General features: G+C 70.8%; 19 protein-coding genes and 2 riboswitches. Of the genes, 8 read left to right on the forward strand and 11 right to left on the reverse strand.

Translation table 11 applies throughout. The features are described from left to right. Positions 1-172: 172 nt before the first annotated feature. From aceA to ACFZBP_RS03000, 5 genes are all read left to right on the forward strand, one after another. Positions 173-1,453: an isocitrate lyase gene (aceA, locus tag ACFZBP_RS02980; RefSeq protein ID WP_391409523.1), complete on the forward strand. Its 1,281-nt coding sequence runs from the start codon at positions 173-175 to the stop codon at positions 1,451-1,453. A 99-nt stretch (positions 1,454-1,552) separates the two neighbouring features. Then, entirely contained in the window at positions 1,553-3,145 is a 1,593-nt protein-coding gene (gene aceB, locus ACFZBP_RS02985) for a malate synthase A (protein WP_391409524.1), read from the forward strand. Further along, positions 3,142-4,011: a 3-hydroxybutyryl-CoA dehydrogenase gene (locus tag ACFZBP_RS02990; protein ID WP_391409525.1), complete on the forward strand. Its 870-nt coding sequence runs from the start codon at positions 3,142-3,144 to the stop codon at positions 4,009-4,011. The genes aceB and ACFZBP_RS02990 overlap by 4 nt, the downstream gene beginning before the upstream one ends. Before the next feature lie 234 nt (positions 4,012-4,245). Further along, positions 4,246-4,404: riboswitch (cobalamin riboswitch) on the forward strand. A 187-nt stretch (positions 4,405-4,591) separates the two neighbouring features. Next, entirely contained in the window at positions 4,592-6,910 is a 2,319-nt protein-coding gene (gene metE, locus ACFZBP_RS02995; RefSeq protein WP_391409526.1) for a 5-methyltetrahydropteroyltriglutamate--homocysteine S-methyltransferase, read from the forward strand. 417 nt (positions 6,911-7,327) lie between these two features. Next, positions 7,328-8,257, forward strand: a complete 930-nt coding sequence (locus ACFZBP_RS03000; protein WP_391409527.1) for an ABC transporter substrate-binding protein — start codon at positions 7,328-7,330, stop codon at positions 8,255-8,257. Between the two features lie 6 nt (positions 8,258-8,263). On the opposite strand, the gene ACFZBP_RS03005 is transcribed toward ACFZBP_RS03000, so the two are convergent. The 10 genes from ACFZBP_RS03005 to ACFZBP_RS03050 form a co-directional block, all read right to left on the reverse strand. Beyond that, positions 8,264-9,544, reverse strand: a complete 1,281-nt coding sequence (locus tag ACFZBP_RS03005; RefSeq protein WP_391409528.1) for an MATE family efflux transporter — start codon at positions 9,542-9,544, stop codon at positions 8,264-8,266. 74 nt (positions 9,545-9,618) lie between these two features. Then, positions 9,619-10,641 (reverse strand): LLM class F420-dependent oxidoreductase, encoded by a 1,023-nt coding sequence (locus tag ACFZBP_RS03010; RefSeq protein WP_391409529.1) that lies wholly within the window; start codon positions 10,639-10,641, stop codon positions 9,619-9,621. 50 nt (positions 10,642-10,691) lie between these two features. Then, a complete protein-coding gene (locus ACFZBP_RS03015) occupies positions 10,692-12,005 on the reverse strand; it encodes a YcaO-like family protein (protein ID WP_391409530.1) in 1,314 nt (437 codons plus the stop codon). 90 nt (positions 12,006-12,095) lie between these two features. Continuing rightward, positions 12,096-12,218, reverse strand: a complete 123-nt coding sequence (locus tag ACFZBP_RS03020) for a hypothetical protein (protein ID WP_391409531.1) — start codon at positions 12,216-12,218, stop codon at positions 12,096-12,098. A 138-nt stretch (positions 12,219-12,356) separates the two neighbouring features. Continuing rightward, on the reverse strand, positions 12,357-13,073 hold the full coding sequence (locus ACFZBP_RS03025) for a (2Fe-2S)-binding protein (protein WP_391409532.1): 717 nt from the start codon (positions 13,071-13,073) through the stop codon (positions 12,357-12,359). 133 nt (positions 13,074-13,206) lie between these two features. Further along, a complete protein-coding gene (locus ACFZBP_RS03030; RefSeq protein WP_391410330.1) occupies positions 13,207-14,013 on the reverse strand; it encodes an ATP-binding cassette domain-containing protein in 807 nt (268 codons plus the stop codon). A gap of 59 nt (positions 14,014-14,072) precedes the next feature. Then, positions 14,073-15,203 (reverse strand): iron chelate uptake ABC transporter family permease subunit, encoded by a 1,131-nt coding sequence (locus ACFZBP_RS03035; RefSeq protein WP_391409533.1) that lies wholly within the window; start codon positions 15,201-15,203, stop codon positions 14,073-14,075. Continuing rightward, positions 15,200-16,192: an ABC transporter substrate-binding protein gene (locus tag ACFZBP_RS03040; RefSeq protein WP_391409534.1), complete on the reverse strand. Its 993-nt coding sequence runs from the start codon at positions 16,190-16,192 to the stop codon at positions 15,200-15,202. Before ACFZBP_RS03040 ends, ACFZBP_RS03035 begins: the two co-directional genes overlap by 4 nt. Before the next feature lie 152 nt (positions 16,193-16,344). After that, positions 16,345-16,776: a (2Fe-2S) ferredoxin domain-containing protein gene (locus tag ACFZBP_RS03045; protein ID WP_391409535.1), complete on the reverse strand. Its 432-nt coding sequence runs from the start codon at positions 16,774-16,776 to the stop codon at positions 16,345-16,347. Between the two features lie 39 nt (positions 16,777-16,815). Then, positions 16,816-17,010, reverse strand: a riboswitch (cobalamin riboswitch). A gap of 221 nt (positions 17,011-17,231) precedes the next feature. After that, entirely contained in the window at positions 17,232-17,873 is a 642-nt protein-coding gene (locus ACFZBP_RS03050; RefSeq protein ID WP_391409536.1) for a Fe-Mn family superoxide dismutase, read from the reverse strand. Between the two features lie 128 nt (positions 17,874-18,001). Here ACFZBP_RS03050 and ACFZBP_RS03055 point away from each other — a divergent pair, with 128 nt between their 5' ends. The 3 genes from ACFZBP_RS03055 to ACFZBP_RS03065 all read left to right on the forward strand — a co-directional run bounded on the left by ACFZBP_RS03055 (position 18,002) and on the right by ACFZBP_RS03065 (position 20,249). Next, positions 18,002-18,448: a transcriptional repressor gene (locus ACFZBP_RS03055; protein ID WP_391409537.1), complete on the forward strand. Its 447-nt coding sequence runs from the start codon at positions 18,002-18,004 to the stop codon at positions 18,446-18,448. A 161-nt stretch (positions 18,449-18,609) separates the two neighbouring features. Then, entirely contained in the window at positions 18,610-19,677 is a 1,068-nt protein-coding gene (tsaD, locus tag ACFZBP_RS03060; protein ID WP_391409538.1) for a tRNA (adenosine(37)-N6)-threonylcarbamoyltransferase complex transferase subunit TsaD, read from the forward strand. Continuing rightward, a complete protein-coding gene (locus ACFZBP_RS03065; RefSeq protein ID WP_391409539.1) occupies positions 19,677-20,249 on the forward strand; it encodes a GNAT family N-acetyltransferase in 573 nt (190 codons plus the stop codon). Before tsaD ends, ACFZBP_RS03065 begins: the two co-directional genes overlap by 1 nt. Before the next feature lie 197 nt (positions 20,250-20,446). On the opposite strand, the gene ACFZBP_RS03070 is transcribed toward ACFZBP_RS03065, so the two are convergent. Next, complete coding sequence (locus ACFZBP_RS03070) at positions 20,447-21,241, reverse strand: methyltransferase domain-containing protein (RefSeq protein WP_391409540.1); 795 nt, start codon at positions 21,239-21,241, stop codon at positions 20,447-20,449. Positions 21,242-21,325: the final 84 nt, after the last annotated feature.

Consider the following 21,325-nt stretch of genomic DNA (forward strand, 5'->3'; position numbering starts at 1 on the left):
CCTGACGTCGGAGATCCCGGCATCCGCAGCGCATCACGCCGACAGCATTGCTCACCTTCGCCCTCCGGGGTGACGGCGGGCCGCATCCCAGCAAGACGACACGCAGTGCCACCTCTGTTCATCCGGACGGCGGGATTGGCAGCCAGTACAGACCGAGGAAACGGTGACAGTCATGGCAGAAGCGACGACGCAGGCGGCCGAGGAACTGGCCAGGCGCTGGGCCACCGACGCGAGGTGGCAGGGCATCGAGCGCACCTACAGCGCCGAGGACGTCGTACGGCTCTCCGGCAGCGTCCGTGAGGAGCACACTCTGGCCCGGCGCGGCGCCGAGCGCTTGTGGCGTCAGCTGCACGAGCTGGACTACGTCCACGCGCTGGGCGCGCTGACCGGCGGCCAGGCGGTGCAGCAGGTCAAGGCGGGCCTCCAGGCCATCTACCTGTCCGGCTGGCAGGTCGCCGCCGACGCCAACCAGGCCGGGCACACCTACCCCGACCAGAGCCTGTACCCGGCCAACTCCGTGCCCCAGGTGGTCCGTAGGATCAACAACGCCCTCCTGCGCGCCGACCAGATCGCCACCAGCGAGGGTGACAGCTCGACCGACTGGCTGGCGCCGATCGTCGCCGACGCCGAGGCCGGGTTCGGCGGCCCGCTGAACGCCTTCGAGCTGACCAAGGGCATGATCGCCGCGGGCGCGGCCGGCATCCACTACGAGGACCAACTCGCCTCCGAGAAGAAGTGCGGCCACCTCGGCGGCAAGGTCCTGGTGCCGACCTCGCAGCACATCCGTACCCTCAACGCGGCCCGTCTCGCCGCCGACATCGCCGACACGCCGACGGTGATCATCGCCCGCACGGACGCGCTGGCCGCCAACCTGCTGACCAGCGACGTCGACGAGCGCGACGCCGAGTTCGTCACCGGTGAGCGCACGGCGGAGGGCTTCTACCGGGTCCGCAACGGCATGGCGCCGGTCATCGCCCGTGGCCTGGCCTACGCCCCGTACGCGGACCTCATCTGGGTCGAGACCGGCACCCCGGACCTCGCCCAGGCCCGCGAGTTCGCCGAGGCCATCCACGCCCGGTACCCGGACCAGATGCTGGCCTACAACTGCTCGCCGTCCTTCAACTGGAAGGCCGCGCTCGACGACGAACAGATCGCCAAGTTCCAGCGCGAACTCGGCGCGATGGGCTACAAGTTCCAGTTCATCACCCTCGCCGGCTTCCACTCCCTCAACCACGGCATGTTCGACCTCGCCCGCGGCTACGCCGAGCACGGCATGACCGCCTACGTCGACCTCCAGGAGCGGGAGTTCGCCGCCCAGGCCCACGGCTTCACCGCCGTCAAGCACCAGCGTGAGGTCGGCACCGGTTACTTCGACCTGGTGTCGACGGCCGTCAATCCTGCCTCTTCCACGACCGCGCTGGCCGGGTCCACGGAGGAAGAGCAGTTCCACTAGGCCACCAGGCCGGACACCCGCCATCCGGCCGGCCCTCGGCCGAGCGGAGGGGGACGAACCGTCTCCTCCCCCTCCGCTCCCATCCCTCAGGAGAGCCCGATGTCCACCACCGCACTCACCCACCACGTCCGCGTCCTCGCCGCTCCGGGACACCGGCACGACGAGATCCTCACCCCCGCCGCCCTGGACTTCATCGGCCGCCTGGCCGAGGCGTTCGAGCCGCGTCGGCGGGACCTGATGAAGGAACGCCGTCGGCAGGTACTACGGCTGGCGTCGGGCTCGCCTCTCGACTTCCCCATGGTCACGGCCGCTGTGCGCAACGACCCGACCTGGCGGGTGGCACCGCCCGCGCCCGGTCTGACCGACCGGCGCGTGGAGATCACCGGGCCGCCCGACCGGCGCATGGCCGTCAACGCCCTCAACTCCGGTGCCAAGGTGTGGATGGCCGACTTCGAGGACGCCACCGCGCCCCTCTGGGACAACGTCATCGGCGGCCAGCTCACCCTGCTCGACGCTGTCGAGCGCCGCATCGACTTCACCACACCGGAGGGCAAGGAGTACCGGCTCGGCGAGGAACTCGCCACCATCGTGGTCCGGCCGCGCGGCTGGCACCTCGACGAGGAGCACCTGACGTACGACGGCCGGCCCGTGCCCGCCGCCCTCGTCGACTTCGGCCTGTACTTCTTCCACTGCGCCCAGCGTCAGATCGACGCCGGGTACGGCCCGTACTTCTACCTCCCCAAGCTGGAGAACCGCTACGAGGCCCGCCTCTGGAACGACGTCTTCGTGCTCGCCCAGGAGTTGCTCGGTATTCCGCGCGGCACGATCCGGGCCACCGTTCTCATCGAGACGATCACCGCCGCGTTCGAGATGGAGGAGATCCTCTACCAACTGCGCGAACACAGCTCCGGACTCAACGCGGGCCGCTGGGACTACCTGTTCAGCCTGATCAAGACGTTCGGCCACCGCACCGATTTCCTCCTCCCCGACCGGGCGAAGGTGACGATGACGGCCCCCTTCATGCGGGCCTACACCGAACTCCTCGTCCGCACCTGCCACCGGCGCGGCGCCCACGCCATCGGCGGCATGGCCGCCCACGTGCCCGGCAAGGACCCCGCCGCGAACGAGGCCGCGCTCGCCAAGGTCCGGCTGGACAAGGAGCGCGAGGCCGAGGACGGCTTCGACGGCTCCTGGGTCGCCCATCCGGGACTCGTCCCCGTCTGCCGCGAGGTCTTCGACGGTGTCCTCGGTGACCGCCCCCACCAACTGGACCGAACCCGTGACGACGTCGAGGTGACGCCGGCCGACCTGCTGTCGGTGCGCCGGATCAGCGGGCCGCCCACCCCGGAGGGCGTCCGCACCAACGTCTGCGTCGCGTTGCGCTACTTCGCCGCCTGGGTGCGCGGGCAGGGCGCGGTCGCCATCAACGGCCTGATGGAGGACGCGGCCACCGCCGAGATCGCCCGCGTCCAGATCTGGCAGTGGCTACGGCACCGGGTCATCGACCGGGCGACAGTGGAGGAGATCCTCTACGACGAGGTGGCAGCGCTCGGCGCCGAGTACCCGTGGGCACCGGTGGACGACATCCGCGCCCTCTTCGAACGGACCGCTCTCGTCGGCGAGTTGCCGCTGTTCTTCACCCCGGACGCCTACACCCGGCACCTCGTGCGAGGGACGGAGGCCCGGGCATGAGCGCGGCGATCGGACGCGTCGGCGTCGTCGGCGGCGGGCAGATGGGCGCGGGCATCGCCGAGGTGTGCGCACGGGCGGGGCTCGACACCGTGGTCTGCGAGGCGGACGCCATCGCCGCCCGCGCCGCCCGCGACCGGATCGCGGGCTCCCTGGACCGTGCCGTGCTACGGGGCAAGCTGACGCGGGAAGCCGCCGGCGACGCCCTCGCCCGGCTCGTCTTCACCAGCAGCCTGGACGACCTCGCCGACCGGCAGCTCGTCGTCGAGGCGGTCATCGAGAACGCCGACGCCAAGACCGAGATCTTCGCCGCGCTCGACAAGATCGTCGAGGATCCGGAGGCGGTGCTAGCCACCAACACCTCCTCCCTGCCGGTCATGCGGCTCGGCATGGCCACCAGCCGCGCCGACCACGTGATCGGGCTGCACTTCTTCAACCCTGTGCCCGTACTGCCCCTGGTAGAGGTCGTGACCTCGCTGCACACGTCGGCCGCGACGACGACCGCGGTGGAGGACTTCGCGACCCGGACCCTCGGCAAGACGGTGATCCGTTCCCAGGACCGGGCGGGCTTCGTCGTCAACGCGCTCCTCATCCCGTATCTCCTGTCGGCGATCCGGATGGCCGAGTCCGGCTTCGCCACCGCCACCGACATCGACGCCGGCATGGAGCTCGGCTGCGCCCATCCCATGGGCCCACTGAAGCTGGCGGACCTGATCGGCCTGGACACCGTCGCCTCCATCGCCGAGTCGCTCTACGACGAGTTCAAGGAACCCCTCTACGCCCCTCCCCCGCTCCTCCAGCGCATGGTCGAGGCGGGACTGCTGGGCCGCAAGACCGGCCGGGGCTTCCACACCTACGACCAGGGCTGAGGGCCTGGTACGACGCGGGCTGAGGGGCCCGCACCGCCGCAGGGGTGAGGGTCCCGCGCGGCGCGACTGGGAAGGGCGGGAAGCGCGAGTGCGGCGCTTCCCGCCTTCGGCGCTCCTCCTCCACCGTGCTCTGTGTCACCTTCCAGATCCTGGACCGCCCCCTTGCCCGACGGGCGACACCCCGTAGGGTGGCCGGAGCAGCTGGTTCGCCCCGCCCGCCAGGCGGGGTGTCGCAAGAGGGAACCCGGTGGGAATCCGGGACTGCCCCGCAGCGGTGAGCGGGAACGACCGCCGTCATACGCACTGGGTCCGACGTACCGGGCCTGGGAAGCGACGGCCAGTAGGTGTCCTCCTCGGTGAACGACGAGGGCGTGCCCACGAGTCCGAAGACCTGCCACCTGCCCGTGCGCGGACCGTTCCGCGCGCGGAGATCTCGGTGACCTCGAGGGCGGGTCGGCGTACATACCAGGCGGACGACCGCGCTGTGCCGCGCGAGGTCGGTTCCGTCCGGTTCGTCACCCCTTCGCGTTCTCGTCCCGTCTCCGGGATCTCAGGGAATCGTCTCGCGAAGGAGATCTCCGTGACCAGCAAGTCCGCAGCCGCGGCAGCACGGGCCACCGTGTACGGCTACCCCCGCCAGGGCCCGAACCGGGAACTGAAGAAGGCGATCGAGGGCTACTGGAAGGACCGCGTCACCGCCGACGCCCTCCACTCCACCGCCGCCGATCTGCGCGCCGCCAACTGGCGGCTGCTCGCCGACGCCGGCGTCCACGAGGTGCCGACCGGTGACTTCTCGTACTACGACCACGTCCTCGACACCACCGTCATGGTCGGCGCGATCCCCGAGCGCCACCGCGCCGCTGTCGAAGCCGACGCCCTTGACGGCTACTTCGCCATGGCCCGTGGCACCCAGGATGTCGCGCCGCTGGAAATGACCAAGTGGTTCGACACCAACTACCACTACCTCGTACCCGAGTTGGGCCCGGACACGGTGTTCACGGCCGACTCGACGAAGCAGGTCGCCGAGCTGAGGGAGGCCCTGGCGCTGGGCCTGACCGCCCGCCCGGTCCTGGTCGGCCCCGTCACCTACCTGCTCCTCGCCAAGCCCGCGCCGGGCGCTTCCGCGGACTTCGAACCGCTGACCCTGCTCGACCGCCTGCTGCCGGTGTACGCCGAGGTGCTCGCCGACCTTCGCGCGGCCGGCGCCGAGTGGGTGCAGCTGGACGAGCCCGCCTTCGTACAGGACCGCACCCCGGCCGAGCTGAACGCCCTCGAGCGCGCCTACCGCGACCTCGGGGCACTGCCCGACCGGCCGAAGCTGCTGGTCGCGTCGTACTTCGACCGGCTCGGCGAGGCGCTTCCCGTCCTGGCGAAGGCCCCCGTCGAGGGACTCGCCCTGGACTTCACCGAGGCGGCCGCGGCCAACCTCGACGCGCTCGCCGCCGTCGGCGGGCTGCCGGGCAAGCGCCTGGTCGCCGGTGTCGTCAACGGCCGCAACATCTGGATCAACGACCTGTCGAAGTCCCTCTCCACCCTCGGCACCCTGTTGGGCCTCGCCGACCGGGTCGACGTCGCCGCCTCCTGCTCCCTCCTCCACGTGCCCCTCGACACGGGCCTGGAACGGGACATCGAACCGCAGATTCTGCGCTGGCTCGCCTTCGCCCGGCAGAAGACCGCCGAGATCGTCACCCTCGCGCGCGGCCTCGCCCAGGGCACCGACACCATCAGCGCCGAACTCGCCGCCAACCGCGCCGACCTGGCCTCCCGCGCGAGCTCGCCGATCACCCGCGACCCAGCCGTACGCAACCGTGCCGAGGCCGTCACGGACGCCGACGCCCGCCGCTCCCAGCCGTACGCCGAACGCGCCACGGCGCAGCGCGCCCACCTCGGGCTGCCGCTGCTGCCGACCACGACCATCGGCTCGTTCCCGCAGACCGGCGAACTGCGCGTCGCGCGGGCGGACCTGCGCGCAGGCCGGATCGACACCGCCGGCTACGAGGAACGCATCAAGACCGAGATCCAGGAAGTCATCTCCTTCCAGGAGAAGACCGGCATCGACGTCCTGGTACACGGCGAGCCCGAACGCAACGACATGGTCCAGTACTTCGCCGAACAGCTGACGGGGTACCTGGCCACGCAGCACGGCTGGGTCCAGTCGTACGGCACCCGCTACGTCCGCCCGCCGATCCTGGCCGGGGACATTTCCCGCCCCGAGCCGATGACGGTGCGCTGGACGTCGTACGCCCAGTCCCTCACCGACAAGCCGGTCAAGGGCATGCTCACCGGGCCGGTCACCATGCTCGCCTGGTCCTTCGTCCGGGACGACCAGCCCCTCGGCGAGACCGCCCGTCAGGTCGCCCTCGCCCTCCGCGACGAGGTGAACGACCTGGAAACTGCGGGCACCTCGGTGATCCAGGTCGACGAGCCCGCACTGCGCGAGACGCTGCCGCTGCGCGCTGCGGATCACGCCCGCTACCTGGCATGGGCGACGGAAGCCTTCCGGCTCACCACCGCCGGCGTCCGTCCGGACACCCAGATCCACACCCACATGTGCTACGCCGAGTTCGGCGACATCGTCCAGGCCATCGACGACCTCGACGCCGACGTCATCAGTCTGGAGGCAGCCCGCTCGCACATGCAGGTGGCCCGGGAGCTGGCCGCACACGGCTATCCGCGCGAGGCCGGGCCGGGTGTCTACGACATCCACTCCCCGCGCGTCCCCAGCGCCGAGGAAGCCGCCGGGCTGCTCCGCACGGGCCTGAAGGCGATCCCGGCCGAGCGGCTGTGGGTCAACCCCGACTGCGGCCTGAAGACCCGCGGCTGGCCCGAGACCCGCGCCTCGCTGGAAAACCTCGTCACCGCCGCCCGCACGGTCCGAGGCGAGCTGCCCGCCTCCTGACCGTAGGTCTTAGTGGGCCGGGACGCCACGAGCGTCCCGGCCCCGGACGCGCGGCGCCGCCACGACCAAGGCATGAAGAGGGCCCAACGCCCTGGGTCATGTTCCAGTGATGCTTCCCTCTCAACGACGCACCCTGCGAACCGGCGCCAGAAATCCCCGTCCTCTCGAATTCCAGGTCCCGGGCCAACGCCTCCCGCGGCTCCTCATCACCGTCGGGCTTGCCCGCCAGGCAGACAGCGGATCTCCCACGGGCCGGGGAGGCATTCAGCTACGTCGTCATGTGTTCGTCCTCACGTGTCATCCGCGGTTCTGAGCGGTTCAGAAGTCAGGTCCCGGTGGCGGCGCGGCAGGTCCTCGATCGCGCCGCGCAGACAGTCGACAGTGCAGCCGATGACGTCGGGCGCCTAGGGTCGCGGTATGCGCATCGTCTCCCTGCTGCCCGCCGCGACCGACATCGTGGCCGAGCTCGGCCTCGTCGATCGGCTTGTGGGCCGGACCCACGAGTGCGACTGGCCACCCGCGGCGGTGACCGGCGTACCGGTCGTGACAGGTGCCGAGTTCACCCCGGACGACCTCACCAGCCGCGAGATCTCCGACGCCGTGGGCGGCTCGGCGCACTCCGGCTCGTCCCTCTACATCCTCGACACCGAGGCCCTGGCCGCGCTCCGTCCGGACGTCGTCCTCACCCAGGACCTGTGCGACGTGTGCGCCGTGTCGTACGAGAAGGTGAGCCGGGCCGTACGTGTCCTGGACGCCGACACCCGCGTCCTCAGCCTGGAGCCGCGCACCCTCGACGACGTACTGGACTGTCTGGTCACGGTCGGCGACCTGCTAGGTGTGCGGGAACGGGCCGAGCGGCGTCGGGCGGAGCTGTGGGCTCGACTCGACCAGGTGCGCGGTGCCGTGGCGGGGCGGGACCGGCCGCGCGTCGTCGCCATCGAGTGGCTCGACCCGCTGTGGCCCGCCGGACACTGGGTGCCGGAGCAGATCACCAGCGCCGGGGGCGAACCGCTGCTCGCCACACCCGGCGAACACACCAAGCCGATGACCTGGGAGGCCGTACGCGCGGCCCGACCGGACGTCGTCCTGGTGCTGCCCTGCGGCTTCGCTCCCGAACGGACGCTGAGAGAAAGGGAGTTGCTGACCGCACTGCCCGGCTGGGCGGACCTGCCCGCCGTCCGTGCCGGCCGGGTGTGGGTGCTCGACGGCCCGGCGTACTTCAACCGCCCCGGCCCGCGCGTGGTCCGTGGCGCGGAGGTTGTGGCGCATGTCCTGCACGGTGTGCGGTCCGGGGAGGCGGTTACGGCGGCGGAGGCACGCCCGTTCGAGGACGGCACCGGCCGCTGAAGCGGATCACGACCGGCGCCGGAAGCGGCGCCTGTACCGCAGATGGATCAACACGGCGTACAGCGCGGCGAACGCCGTCCAGGCCATGTACAGGCCGGGGAGTCCGAGGCCCAGGTGGACGCCGAGGAGCCAGCCGAGGGGGATGAGGGTCGTGTAGTCGGCGGTGACGGACGCGGTCATGACCGACCGGCTGTCGCCCGCTGCCCGCAGCAGCGAACCCTGGGACATCGCGAGCACCATCGGCGCCATGCTCAGCAGGGCCAGGGGCGTGGCCTCCCAGGCCAGTTCGGCCACCGCCTTGTCCTCGGTGACCAGGGAGATCAGCGGCGGGCCGAGGGCGAGGGCCACCGCCGACGGCAAGGCGAGCATGAGCAGCAGCAGCCGCGTGCCCGCGCGGTGCCAGGCATCGGCGCGGCCGGTGTCGCCCCGGCCGAGGTCCTGCCCTGCCAGGACCATCACGGCGGAGGCTCCGGAGGCGAGGACGGTGAAGACCACGAGGAGCAGGTTGTCCACGATGCGGTAGGCCGCCAGTTCGTGTGTGCCCATCCGTGCGGCGAAGCCCGCCAGCAGGGCCTCGTTGATGTAGCCGATGCCCATCGTGCTCATCTCCGGCCAGCCGATGCGCCACAGGCCGCGTGTGATGTCCCGGCTGCTGTCGGCGGCGTCGCCGGTCGCCCGGGGCAGGCGGGTGCGGCAGTACAGCAGCAGGTAGCCACTTCCGGCGGCGGTCGCGACCAGGGTGGCGATCGCGGCGCCGGTGACGCCGAGGCCGGCCCGGAAGATGAACAGCAGGCCGAGCGGCAGGTTGACCGCGTTGACCAGCAGCGCGGTGTACATGGAGACCCGGGTGGCGCCGATCCCGGCGCAGGCGCCCAGCAAGGTGAAGGAGACCGCGGCGACGGGCACGGCCCACGCGAGGACGCGCAGATAAGCGGTGCCGGGGCCCACCAGGTCCTCCGGGGCCCCGAGCAGGGTGAGCATGGGCGTGGCCAGCGTGTACAGCAGCGCCCCGACGACGCAACCGGCGGCGAGCGCGGTGACCAGGCCGACCCGCACGACCCGGGCGACCTCGTCGGGGCGTCCCGCGCCGTGCCGCTGGGCGACCTGCACCTGAACGGCGGTCGCCCAGCCCCGTACGACGATGAGCGCGACCAGGTACACCGGCGCGGCGAGCGCGAACGCGCTCAGGGCGTCGGTGGACAGACGGGCCAGCATGACCGTGTCGACGATGTTCAGGACGATCTGCGTGAGCCCGGCGACCAGCAGCGGGTACGCCAGCCTCCACACGCCCCGGACGGCCGGCGGGGCCTGCTCTCCACCAGCAGGGCCCTTCGGCGATGCCTCGGTCGCAAAACCGTCGGTCACAGCGCGGCCTGGGCGGCTTCCAGCAGCTCGATGTCCCGGTCGAGCAGGATCAGGGTGTCCACGCGTGAGTCCTTCCAGGCGATGATCCGGTCGATGATGGCGGGGAGGGGGCCGACGAGGGCGACCTGGTCGATCAGCGTGTCGGGGACCGCCGCGATCGCCTCGCCCTTGCGGCCGTCGGCGAGCAGCGTCCGCAGGTCGCGGGCCGGACCCTCGTACCCCATCTGGCAGGCCACGTCGAAGTACGTGTTGCGTACGCCGGGACCGACCGCGCCGATCAGGTGGGCGAACAGCGGCCGCAGTTCGTCGCGACCCTCCTCCACCGTGTCGGCGCGGGCCACGTACGGGATCGGGCAGATCCGGATGTCGTCGCGGGCGCGGCCGGCCCGCGCGAGACCTTCGTCCAGGGGACCGGTCAGGGCCTTCTCGTGCTCGGGCGCGTACATGCCCGAGAGCCAGCCGTCGGCGATCTCGCCGGTCAGCGCCACGCTGCGGGGGCCGATCGCGCCGAGGTAGAGCGGGATGTCGGGGCGCAGCGGCGTCATCTCCGACTTCACCGGCCGGGCCTGCCCGCTGGATCCCGGGCCCCGGTACGGGAGTTGGTAGATCTCACCGTCGTGTGCGACGCGCTCGGTGCGGGCGATCGCCCGGCGGACGATGTCGACGTACTCGCGGGTCCGCCGCAGCGGTCGGTCGTACGGCTGCCCGTGCCAGCCCTCGACGATCCACGGGACGGACAGGCCGAGTCCGAGCCGGAAACGGCCGCCGGACAGCATGTCGAGGGTCATCGCGGTCATGGCGGTGGCGGCCGGGGTGCGCGCCGGGATCTGCATGATGGCGGTACCGAGTTCGATCCGCTCGGTCCTGGCGGCGAGGTAGCCGAGGACGCTGACGGCGTCGGGGCCGTACTCCTCCACGCTCCACACCGAGTCGACACCGATCTGCTCGGCGTGCTCGACGATCGGCAGGACCTGTTCGATCGGTTCTCCGCCGTAGCCGAGGGCCAGCCCGAGGCGCATGCGGGCTCCTTTCGTGTGTGGTGACGGGGGTCGCGTGCGGTGTGGAACTGTCAGGAGAACGGGAGGGGTTCGAGTTGGAGGTCCGCCTCCGTGAGGGGGCGGGGCACCCAGCCTCGGGCGACCGGTTCCTCGTACAGCCGGCGCCCGCCCAGGAAGGGGAAGGCGGCCGGGGCGTTGCAGCTGAGTCCGGGCACGAGCACGCGGGCGACGTGGAGGCCCGCGGCCCGAACCTCCGGTGTCGTCAGATCCACGGCTATGGCGCGCGGGTCTGACGTGGTCCTGGTGCCGCCGCTGGCGCCGGGCGGCGCGGGACGGGGCGAGCCGGGCGCGCGCAGCCGGTCGAGCCGGGAGCCCTGCGTGCGCGGGTCCAGGTGGTACTGCACGTGAAGGCGTACGTCGTTGATGTCGCGCAGATCGGCCCGGAAGTCGTCCCGGTAGGCCCGGTCGCTCCGGTACGGACGGTAGGGGCGGTGGCTGTAACGGCCCGCGCGGACTCCGGTCCAGAAGTCGCCGTCGTGTTCCAGCAGTTCCAGGCCGGTCTCGTGCATGCCGACGGCCTCGGTGAGCGCCTTGGCCGCCGCGGCCTCGACGGTGGAGCGGCAGGCGCTGCCGAACGCGACCAGTCGGCGGGCCGCGTCCTCGATGAACGCCCCGACGACCGTGACGTCGCAGGTGGAGGGGATGAGCAGGAGGGTCACCTGGAGGCCGGCCGCCTGAGCCTCGCCGATCGCGGCGGCGACTGGACCGCCCGGCTCCGGGACGAGTGCCGTTGCCTGCGCGCCGCTCAGCCACCACACGGTGACGGCGTCGCGTTCCAGCACTTCCTCCAGAGCGGCGCGCCGCGCCTGTTCGGGGCTGCGACCTGCTGCCGTGCCCGCCAGAAGGGGGTAGTTGGTGGGTGGCTCGGTGGCGTGCGGGCCACGGAAGTAGTTGACGTACGCCAGTGACGCGGGGACGAGGACCTCGTCGCCGTCGGTGAGGTCCGTGCCCGGCACCCAGGCGATCTCCAGATCCGGCGTCATCGGAACGAAGGGGAAGCCGCGCTGGGCGTACTGGGAAGGCGAGTAGAGAGCGAACTCACGAGGGTCGACCGCGGGCGTCCCCGCTCGGGCCAGTTGCCCGTAGGACGCGAGGGGCAGTGCGGGCGGAACGGCGTTGCCGCAGTAGCGTTCGACCGCCTCGCCCATGGCTGCGTCGCGCGCCCGGTCGTGGTCCCCGAGCGCGGCGCCACCGGTGACGGTGTCGACGACATAAGGGGCCGACGCCGAGCGTGCCGACAGATGGGCGCTGTACGAGACGCAGCTCGGCACGGTCTCGACACGGGGGCGGTCGCGGGTGACCCGTTCGATCAGACCTGGCAGCACGGCGTTTCGCGTTCCTCTCCGGTTCGGCGGTACGGCGCGTGCGGGGGCAGGCGGCGGGGAGTGACGGCGCGTCACTCCCCGCCGCGGTGCTCAGCTTTCGGTCTGCTCGTCCTCGACGTCCTCACGCCACTCGAACGGTGCGTCGATCGCCGGGGTGTGGGACTTCAGGCCGTTCTGGGGTTCCTCGGGTTCGGCCCAGCCGTGGTGTGCCATATGGGTCCTCCTCAGACCGGAGCACAGGACCTGCCAACTCTCATGCACATCCCATGCAGTTGCGAGCTGGTTGCATTAAGAGGGTAGGGCGGCCGAATCGAATTCGCAATACCCGTTTCCGGTCGGGTGCCGAGGAATTCATCCGGCCAGCGAGCAGTCCTCGCACTTCACTCCCGAAGGCACCCGGTAATACAGACAACAACTACGCCTGAGGAAGCCGAGATCGGGTCCGACGACTTTTCCGGTACCGGCCAGCCGGCCGGTGTTGAGCAGGCCGGCGACGAGATCGGCGAGGGGTTCACGTAGATCCGCTCTCGCCGCCAGGACGGCTCGGGCCGCCTCGACGAGCGCAGAGGCCGCGTTGCCTGCGAGCAGTCCGGGGGCCACCTTGACGCGCAGTCCGGCGGCCAGTGCGTCCAGATGCCGGGTCATGACCATCTCGTACAGCACGTCCGTGAGCTGCGGAGTCCCGGCCGCGTACCAGCCGATGGGGGCTGCGGGCAGGCGCAGTGCGGGGCCGTCGTCCGCACGGAACAGGCTGGTCAGGTCGGGGACGATGCCGTGCACGACGGTGCAGGCAAGCGCCGGTGACCACAGGCGCGCGGCGTGTCCGAGCTGCACGATGGAGGCGCCGATGCGCAGTTCGCGGGTGTCGTAGCGGTCGGCGGTCGCGGTGATCAGGTCGGCGATGCCGCGGGCGTAGGTCTCCTCGACGGGGTGCCATCCGGCGTCCGGGCCGCCGAGCTCGATCGCGAAGAAGGAACCGAGGGACGCGATGTCCTTGAGGGCTTCGGCGACTGCGGGCGCGGGTGCCTGCCGCAGAGCATTCACATCGACTCCCGTATGTATGGTCATGGGCCGAATTCGGGTCGTTCCTATTCGAATTCGGGTGTGCCGAATTCAGGCTCCGAGCATGACGAGCATGGCGAGGAAATATCCTCGGCATTTCATGGAACACGCGGCGCATCAGGCCGCCGTCAAGGAATCATCACCCCTTTCCGCAGCGATCGGCACCGGAAAGCAGCGTGATGTGCGGTACGCCGGTGCGGGGGTGCTTGGTCACCTCCGCGTCGACGCGGTAGACATCGGCCAGTAGTTCGGTGGTGAGGACCTCCGCGGGAGGCCCGGTGGTCACGACGCGGCCGCCGTCCATCACGCAGATCCGATCGCAGAACGCGGCGGCCAGGTTGAGGTCGTGGAGGGCGACGAGGGCCGTCACGCCGAGCCGGCGGACGAGGCGCAGGGTGTCGAGCTGGTGGCGCAGGTCGAGGTGGTTGGTCGGCTCGTCCAGCACCATCGTGCCCGCCCGCTGGGCGAGGGCCCGGGCGATGAGCACGCGCTGTTTCTCACCGCCCGACAGCCGGGTGAAGGGGGCCTGCGCGAGGCCGGCCGCGTCGAGTTCGTCCAGCGCGGCCATGATGATGGCGCGGTCGTCGGCGTCGTCCCCGTCGAAGGGCCGCTTGTGCGGGGTGCGGCCCATGGCCACCACGTCGTGGACCGAGAGCTCGAAGTCGGCGGCCGACTCCTGCAGAACGGCGGCGAGTCGGCGCGCCAGGCTCTTGCCGGACATCCGCCGGACATCCTGCCCGTCGAGCAGCACACGGCCCGCGGTCGGGCGCAGGGCTCGGTAGACCGTGCGCAACAGGGTGGACTTGCCCGCGCCGTTGGGGCCGACGAGCCCCACCACCTCGCCGGGAGCCACGCGCAGGGACGCCCGGTCCACCAGCGCCCGCCCTTCGACGACCACCGAGACGTCCTCCACGGCCAGGGTGCCGGGTGCCGCCGTGGCCGTCATCGCGCCGGTCGCTGCGTCTGTCTTCCTCGTCACGCTGTCTTGCGTCACGCTGTCTTGCGTCATGCTGTCCTCCGTCGCATCAGCCACAGGAAGAAGGGGCCGCCTACCAGGGCGGTGAGGATGCCCACGGGGATCTCCTCCGGGCTCATCACGGTGCGCGCGGCCAGGTCGGCGGCGATGAGGAAGGCCGCGCCGAGCAGCGCGGCGGCGGGCAGCGCGCGGCGGTGGTCGGCGCCGACGAGCAGCCGTACGACATGCGGCATGATCAGGCCGACGAAGCCGATCTGGCCGCTGACCGCGACGATCGTGCCGATCATCAACGCGACCAGCGTGAACATCGCGGCACGGAAACGGTGCACGTCCAGACCGAGCGCGACCGCGGCCTCCTCCCCCGCCAGTAGCAGGTTGAGGGACCGGCAGACACCGAGCAGGACGGCCGTGCCGAGCAGGACGGCACCGACGGGGATCCACACCACCGTCCAGGTCGTGCCGCCCAGCCCGCCGAGCATCCAGCGCAGCGCCGACTGCGTCTTGTGCGGGTCGTCGGAGGTGACGATCAGGAAGCTGGCGAGCGCCGACAACACCTCGGCCATCGCCACGCCCGCCAGCACCAGCCGCACGGTGGTCATCCGTCCGCCGGACCGGGCCAGGAAGTAGACGGCGACAAGCGCGGCGAGAGCACCGAGGAACGCCGCCACCGGCAGCGAGAACACCCCGAACAGCGTGACGTTGAAGACGACGACAAGCACCGCGCCGACCGAGGCGCCGGACGACACTCCGAGCAGCATCGGGTCCGCGAGGGGGTTGCGCACCAGGGCCTGCAGGGCCATCCCGCACACGGCGAGGCCCGCGCCGACGACGCCGGCCAACAGGACCCGTGGCAGCCGTACGTCGATGACGATCGTCTCGCGGACGGGGGTCCAGGTCGGGTCGGCCAGCGCCGGATGCACGCGGTGCAGCAGGATGCCCCATACCTGGTCAGCCGGGACGCTGATGGATCCGACGGCGATCCCGAACGTGGCCGAGACCAGGACGAGCGCGCCGAGCACCAGGAGCACGAGCGGGTAGGGAATCCGTTTGTGGCCCGGGACTGTGACGTCACCGCCGACCGCTCTCCGGAAGCTCGCCTCCGATCCGGCGCCCGCGTCCTTCTCCTCGGTCACGCCCGCCGCGTCGGTCGCGCCGCTCACTTGAAGCGATCCGGGTGGATCTGGCGAGCCAGGGACTCCACGGCGGCCGGCACCCGGACGCCCAGCACCGTGGACGACAGGGGCAGCACGGCGAACCGCTTGTTCTTGATGGCGGGTACGTCCTTGAGTGCCGGGTTCGACAGCAGGAACTTCTTCTTGTCCTCGACCGACTGGTCGCCGTAGTCGTAGATGACGATGACCTCGGGCGCACGCTCGGCCACCTGCTCGAACGACACGTCGCCGAACGCCTTGTCCACGTCGGCGAAGAGGTTCACCGCGCCCGCCTGCTTGATCATCTCGTTGCCGATGCCCGCCCCGCCGGCGGTGAAGGCGGTCTTGTCGCCGCTGTCGTAGACGAAGAGCTTGACCGGCGTGACTCCGGCGAGCCTGCTCTCGACCGTGTCGAGGGTGGCGTGGAGCTTCTTCAGCTCCTTGTCGGCTCGTTCCGGCACCCCGAAGATCTTGGCCACGTTCCGGATCTCCCGGTCCATCGCGTCCATGGTCACGGGCCCGGAGGGGCATTCCTCGATGTTCAGGTAGGAGTTGATCCCGGCCTTGGACAAGGCGTCGCGGCTGCGGCCTTCCTTCTCGTCGAAGGTGCTGGCGAAACCCCCGTAGGTGAAGTCGGGTTCGGCGGCGAGCAGCGTTTCGAAGGACGGGTACTCCTTCGCGATGACCTTGATGCCGTCGTACGCGTCCTGGTACTCGGGGAGGATCTTGTCGTCGAGGTAGGCCGTGCCCACCATCGACTTCTCCAGGCCCAGCGCCAGCATGACCTCGGTCGCGTGCTGGTTCAGCGACACCGCGCGCTGCGGAGGACGCTGATAGGTCGTCTTCACACCGCAGTTGGAGAGGGTGACGGGGAAGCCGTCGGCGGCGGAGCCCGACCGCGCGGCGTCGTCCCGGGTGGCGCTCCCACCACAGCCGGATATCAGCAGGGCCGCGGCAGCGATCGCCGACAGCAGGGACATCGGGCGCTTGCCCATCATGGGGTGGGTCCTCTCACCGCGGGGTGGAACGGGAACGGTCCGGACTGGAAGGTGGTCCGGAGGACGGCCGGGTACGACAGCCGGCCGGAGTGGCTGAAATCGATCGCGTCGAGGCGCTCAGGGCGGGTCTGGTCGGGTCGGGAGTCGTCGAGTCAGGCGCGTCGAGTCAGGCGCGGCAGCTGTCGAGCCGCCGCGGCAGCCGATGACACGGAGTTCCCGGCCCGGGCACGCCGAGGCGGGGTGAAGAGGTAGAGGTCCAGGATGTCCGGCAGTTCCGCGATGCCCGGTCCGCCCGCCCGTACCCAGGCGGCGATGTCCTCGGTCGCGGCGGGATCGTTGACGAGGCCGAACCAGACGGGACGGCCACCGGCGGCACGCCCCTCGGACGAAGGCTGCACGACGATCACATTCGCCTGCTCGCACACGTCGAGACACTCGGTGACCCGGACCGGGGCGTCCTCGGCCAGACGCGCGGTCTGCTCACCGTGGTCCACACCGGTCACCTTCGGACTGCCACAGCAGCAGTCCCGGCACACCACGACCCGGCACGGCACCGCACCGTCCCGCGACACCGCCATGGGCATCCCGACACACCCGCCTCCCCGGGGAAATCCGCCCCAGTCACATCGAGGAGGCGACCGCGTGAGTCTCCTGGCTCTCGGGTCAGTGCTCGTCCCGGCCTTCCCACCCGCGTCCGGGCAGTGGTCTGTTCGGGATCCGCTCGCCGATCACAGTGGCGGTACCGCGCCGGATTCACACCGGCTTCCTCGTTCCGCCGTCGCCTTTGTCGCGGGCCATCATGGCAGAAGGACACGTCATCTCATACGCCCGCGGCGCGATGAGCCGTGGTGAAGCGCAGCACACGCCCGCGCACGAAAGCACTGCGCGCTGCCTCCCTTGACCGCGAACCGGGACAGCCGAAGGGCTCCCGCGAGTCACGTCCTCGCGGAAGCCCTTCGTCATACCGCCTGCAAGTGAAGGTTGAGAAGACGATCACGAGCAGGACATCTGCGCCGACGCGGCTACGGCATCACCACGCTCACGGCGCGAGCAGCAGGCTGTCACCGCGCTCCTTGGCGGCGGCGTAGCGCTTGGCGACGTCCTGCCAGTTGACGACCTGCCACATGGCCTCGATGAAGTCGACCTTCTGGTTCCTGTACTGGAGATAGAAGGCGTGCTCCCAGGCGTCGAAGACCAGGATCGGGGTCGAGCCCTGGCCGACATTGCCCTGGTGGTCGTAGACCTGCTCGACGATGAGGCGCCCGCTCAGCGGCTCGTACGCGAGCACACCCCAGCCCGACCCCTGCGTGGTGGCCGACGCCTTGGACAGCTGCGCCTTGAAGCCCGCGAAGGACCCGAAGGACTCGGCGATGGCGTCCGCCAGCTCGCCCACGCCGTCCTTCTCCAGCGGCTCGCCGCCGCCCTCACCGGTCATGTTGTGCCAGTAGATGGAGTGCAGGATGTGGCCGGAGAGGTGGAAGGCCAGGTTCTTCTCCAGGCCGTTGATCGACCCCCACGACTCCTTGTCCCGGGCCTCCGCCAGCTGCTCCAGCGTGTCGTTGGCGCCCTTGACGTAGGCCGCGTGGTGCTTGTCGTGGTGCAGCTCGATGATCTCCGGGCTGATGACCGGAGCGAGCGCCGAGTAGTCGTACGGAAGCTCCGGGAGGCTGTACACCGGCATGTCCAACGTCCTCCGTCATAATTGCGAACGATGTGCAGCTGCACGCTAACAGCAAAAAGGTCGCACGCTGATCAGGCATTGGTCCTAGGACCGCGGTCGCGTCGCACAGCCAGGGGGCGTTCGTACTGTTGCAAGAGACTCGCGACCAGCGGCCGGAGACCGTACAGCCGGAGCACCGCGCCTCATTGATGCGACACGGACTGCGCTGCACACCGGGCCGTCTGCGCACCCTCGCGCTCCTGCATGCATCCGGGCTCCATCTCTCCACCGCCGAGGCCCGTACCGGACTGGCACGGAGGGGGAAGGCCGTCCACACCACCACGGTCTACCGCACCCTGGAAACCCTGGCGGCCGTGGGCCTGGTCCACGCGGTCCCCGGTCCGGGCCCGACGCGCTATGGCATCACGGGCGAGCCGCATCACCACATCGTGTGCGGGCTGTGCGGCCATGTCGCGGCACTGGCCCGCGAACATCTGACGGAAGCGGCGGGGCGGATCGAGGAGCTGACCGGGCTGCGGCCCGACGCATCGGGATCGCTGCTCGTCTACGGCCGGTGCTCGCGATGCGCCGTCTGAACGAATGGACGTGACGCAGAGCCGGGAGGGTGCGGAGCTGCGTCCGAGGACTGGACGTGTCAGGCAAGACGGCGCCCCGCACCCTCTTTCAGTCTTGCGCAGCCCGGTATCTTCTTGCAAGAGGTTCGTTATTGCGATCGAGTTGCAATAGGAGGTGGGCGATGGGCTCTCCGATCGTTCTCGGCATCGAGTCGTCCTGCGACGAGACCGGTGCCGGCCTGGTCCGGGACGGGCGGCTGCTGGGGCATGCGGTGGCGTCGAGCATGGACGAGCACGCCCGTTACGGCGGGGTGGTCCCCGAGATCGCCGCCCGGGCACACGTCCACTCCGTCCGTCCGGTGATCCAGCAGGCGTTGGACGAGGCCGGCTTGAGACTGTCCGACATCGGCGCCGTCGCCGTCACCACCGGGCCTGGCCTGTCCGGCGCGCTGCAAGTGGGCCTCGCGGGGGCGAAGGGAGTGGCGTACGCGCTGGGCGTCCCGCTGTACGGCGTCCACCACCTCGCCGGTCACGTCGCCGCCGACACCCTGGAGCACGGGCCACTGCCGAACCCCTGCATGGTGCTGATCGTCTCCGGTGGACATACGTCCTTGCTGTTGGTCCGCGATCTGGCCCGCGACCCGATCCTCCATCTCGGCGACACCCTCGACGACGCGGCCGGGGAGTGCTTCGACAAGGTCGCGCGGGTCTTCGGACTGCCGTATCCCGGCGGGCCGGCCATCGACCGGGCAGCGCGCGCGGGGGATCCGCGCGCTGTCCCCTTCCCGCGCCCGCTGACCGGCCCGCGCGACGAGCCGTACGCCTTCTCCTTCTCGGGACTCAAGACGGCCGCCGCCCGCTGGGCCGAAGGTCACGCCGGCCGGGAACTGCCCGTGGCCGACGGGGCTGCCTCGCTCCAGGAGGCGGTGGCGGACGTACTCACCCGCAAGGCGGTCGCTGCCTGTGAAGAGTACGGGGTGGGCACATTGGTCGTGGTCGGAGGAGTTGCCGCGAACTCACGTGTGCGGTCGCTGGCCGAGGAGCGCTGCCGGGCCGCGGGCATCCGACTGCGCGTACCGCCGCTGCGGTTGTGCACGGACAACGGCGCGATGATCGCCGCCGTCGGCGACCTTCTCGTGCGGGCCGGAGCCGAACCCGCCCCGCTGGACGTGTCGATCGACCCGTCGGCCCCGCTGGCGTACGCGGCCCTGCACCCGATCGCTGCGCCGACGAGGGCGGTGGCGGCCTGATGAGCATCGTCATCCGCGTCTTCAAGGGCGCCGAACTGCTCGCCCACGCGGCCGAGTTGCGTTCCGTGTACGTCGACGCCTTCTGCGCCCCGCCCTGGAACGAGGACGAGGAGAAGGCAACGGAGTTCGAGGACCGACTCCCGGCGAACGTACGTCGGCCGGGCTTCACCGCCGTAACCGCCGTAGAGAGGGGGGAGATCCTCGGGTTCGCCACCGCCTGGACGACCCTCGCTCCCTTCCCCACCGACCGCTGCTACGCCCAGGCGGCGGCCGGTCTGGGCGCCGACCACACCGCCGACTGGCTCGTCGGCGCCCGCGAGATAGACGAGCTCGCGGTCCGCGCCGATGCCCGGGGCACCGGCCTCGCGGGCGACCTCCTGGAAGCGGTCACGGAGGACGCCCCCGAGGGCCGCTCCTGGCTGCTGACGTCCGTCCGGTCGCCACGGGCCATGTCCTTCTACCGCCACCAGGGCTGGACCCAGGCCACCCACCCCTCCCCCGGTGGCAAGGGCATCGTCGTCTTCCTCGGCCCCCGCCACCCCGCCCGTTCCCTGGCCCCCCAACCCCTGTAATTACCGGCCCGTCCGGCGCATCGCGCGGTAGGAGCTGCGCGCGAAATCGGCCGGCGCGCGGTGGCAGGCGACGCGAGAGGAGTTGTTTTCGACCGGCCTGCCGCCGCCGACCTGCTGACCATGAGAGCGTGTCGCCACCGGCGTCCGGCTCCGATGCAACTCTGCGACGAAGCAGGCGTGAGCAGCCCGACCGGCCGTCACGGCATCAGCGCGATCAGCACCCGCTCCTCGATGTCCTGCCACACGACGTCGACCTCGGCGAAGCCCGCCTCGCGGAGCGCGGCCTCGTGATAGTCGACGCCTGGGGAGGCCCACTCGTCCTTGGTGCCCTCCGGCCAGATCCGGCGTCGGGTCTCGACGGCCTCGCCCAAGGCGGGCACGGACTCCACGTTCTTCCACCAGGTCTCCCAGTCCTCGGCGCCGCCGGCGAGCGCGGCGGACTGTCGGCGGGCGTTGACGGCGGCGCAGGCTCCCCTGATCCGCTTGTTCCGCGGGCCGGCCGGGAGGTAGTCGGCGTTGATCAGCACGCCACCGGGCTTGAGCAGAGTCGCGGCGGCTCGATATACAGCGACGAGTTCCGGCGGGCTCAGCCAGTGCAGCGCGGTGCTGGACAGGACCGCGTCGAAGGTGCCCGGCTTGCCGTCCTCGTCGAGGGTGGTGACCCAGTCGCGGGTGCGCAGGTCGGTCCGGACCCAGCGCAGTCGGCCTCCGTGGTCCCCGCACGCGCCCTGCCCGATCGTGAGGAGCACCGGGTCGACGTCGACGGCGACGGCGCGGCCCTCGGGATACCGGCGCAGCAGCCGGTCGCTGATCGCGCCGGGGCCACAGGCGAGGTCGAGCACGGTGGGGGCGGGCCCTGGGGCGAGTTCGCCGAGGAAGTCGAACATGACATCGAAGCGGCGCTCGCGTTGTTCGATGTAGAGGTCCTGCTGCCGGTCCCAGCGGGTGAGCAGATCGGTCCAGGTGCCGCTGTGTTCGGCGGTGTCGGTCATGGATTTCTCCGGGTTTCCGCTGGTGATCGGACGAGGGGCGGCCTGAGCCGGGCAGGTGACAGGCCACGTAGTGGGCAGCGTGGG

Origin of the sequence: Streptomyces sp. NPDC008086, from assembly GCF_042957325.1 — a bacterium.
Lineage (GTDB): Bacteria > Actinomycetota > Actinomycetes > Streptomycetales > Streptomycetaceae > Streptomyces.

What these genes read in the sequence shown, in the direction of transcription:
- ACFZBP_RS03010 (WP_391409529.1), bottom strand. Translation starts at nt 10,641, where the DNA reads ATGCGCCTCGGGCTGGCCCTCGGCTACGGCGGAGAACCGATCGAACAG.
- ACFZBP_RS03045 (WP_391409535.1), bottom strand. Translation starts at nt 16,776, where the DNA reads ATGCCCATGGCGGTGTCGCGGGACGGTGCGGTGCCGTGCCGGGTCGTG.
- ACFZBP_RS03040 (WP_391409534.1), bottom strand. Translation starts at nt 16,192, where the DNA reads ATGATGGGCAAGCGCCCGATGTCCCTGCTGTCGGCGATCGCTGCCGCG.
- ACFZBP_RS03065 (WP_391409539.1), top strand. Translation starts at nt 19,677, where the DNA reads ATGAGCATCGTCATCCGCGTCTTCAAGGGCGCCGAACTGCTCGCCCAC.
- ACFZBP_RS03025 (WP_391409532.1), bottom strand. Translation starts at nt 13,073, where the DNA reads ATGACCATACATACGGGAGTCGATGTGAATGCTCTGCGGCAGGCACCC.
- ACFZBP_RS03020 (WP_391409531.1), bottom strand. Translation starts at nt 12,218, where the DNA reads ATGGCACACCACGGCTGGGCCGAACCCGAGGAACCCCAGAACGGCCTG.
- ACFZBP_RS03000 (WP_391409527.1), top strand. Translation starts at nt 7,328, where the DNA reads ATGCGCATCGTCTCCCTGCTGCCCGCCGCGACCGACATCGTGGCCGAG.
- ACFZBP_RS03030 (WP_391410330.1), bottom strand. Translation starts at nt 14,013, where the DNA reads ATGACGGCCACGGCGGCACCCGGCACCCTGGCCGTGGAGGACGTCTCG.
- tsaD (WP_391409538.1), top strand. Translation starts at nt 18,610, where the DNA reads ATGGGCTCTCCGATCGTTCTCGGCATCGAGTCGTCCTGCGACGAGACC.
- ACFZBP_RS03050 (WP_391409536.1), bottom strand. Translation starts at nt 17,873, where the DNA reads ATGCCGGTGTACAGCCTCCCGGAGCTTCCGTACGACTACTCGGCGCTC.
- ACFZBP_RS03070 (WP_391409540.1), bottom strand. Translation starts at nt 21,241, where the DNA reads ATGACCGACACCGCCGAACACAGCGGCACCTGGACCGATCTGCTCACC.
- aceA (WP_391409523.1), top strand. Translation starts at nt 173, where the DNA reads ATGGCAGAAGCGACGACGCAGGCGGCCGAGGAACTGGCCAGGCGCTGG.
- aceB (WP_391409524.1), top strand. Translation starts at nt 1,553, where the DNA reads ATGTCCACCACCGCACTCACCCACCACGTCCGCGTCCTCGCCGCTCCG.
- ACFZBP_RS02990 (WP_391409525.1), top strand. Translation starts at nt 3,142, where the DNA reads ATGAGCGCGGCGATCGGACGCGTCGGCGTCGTCGGCGGCGGGCAGATG.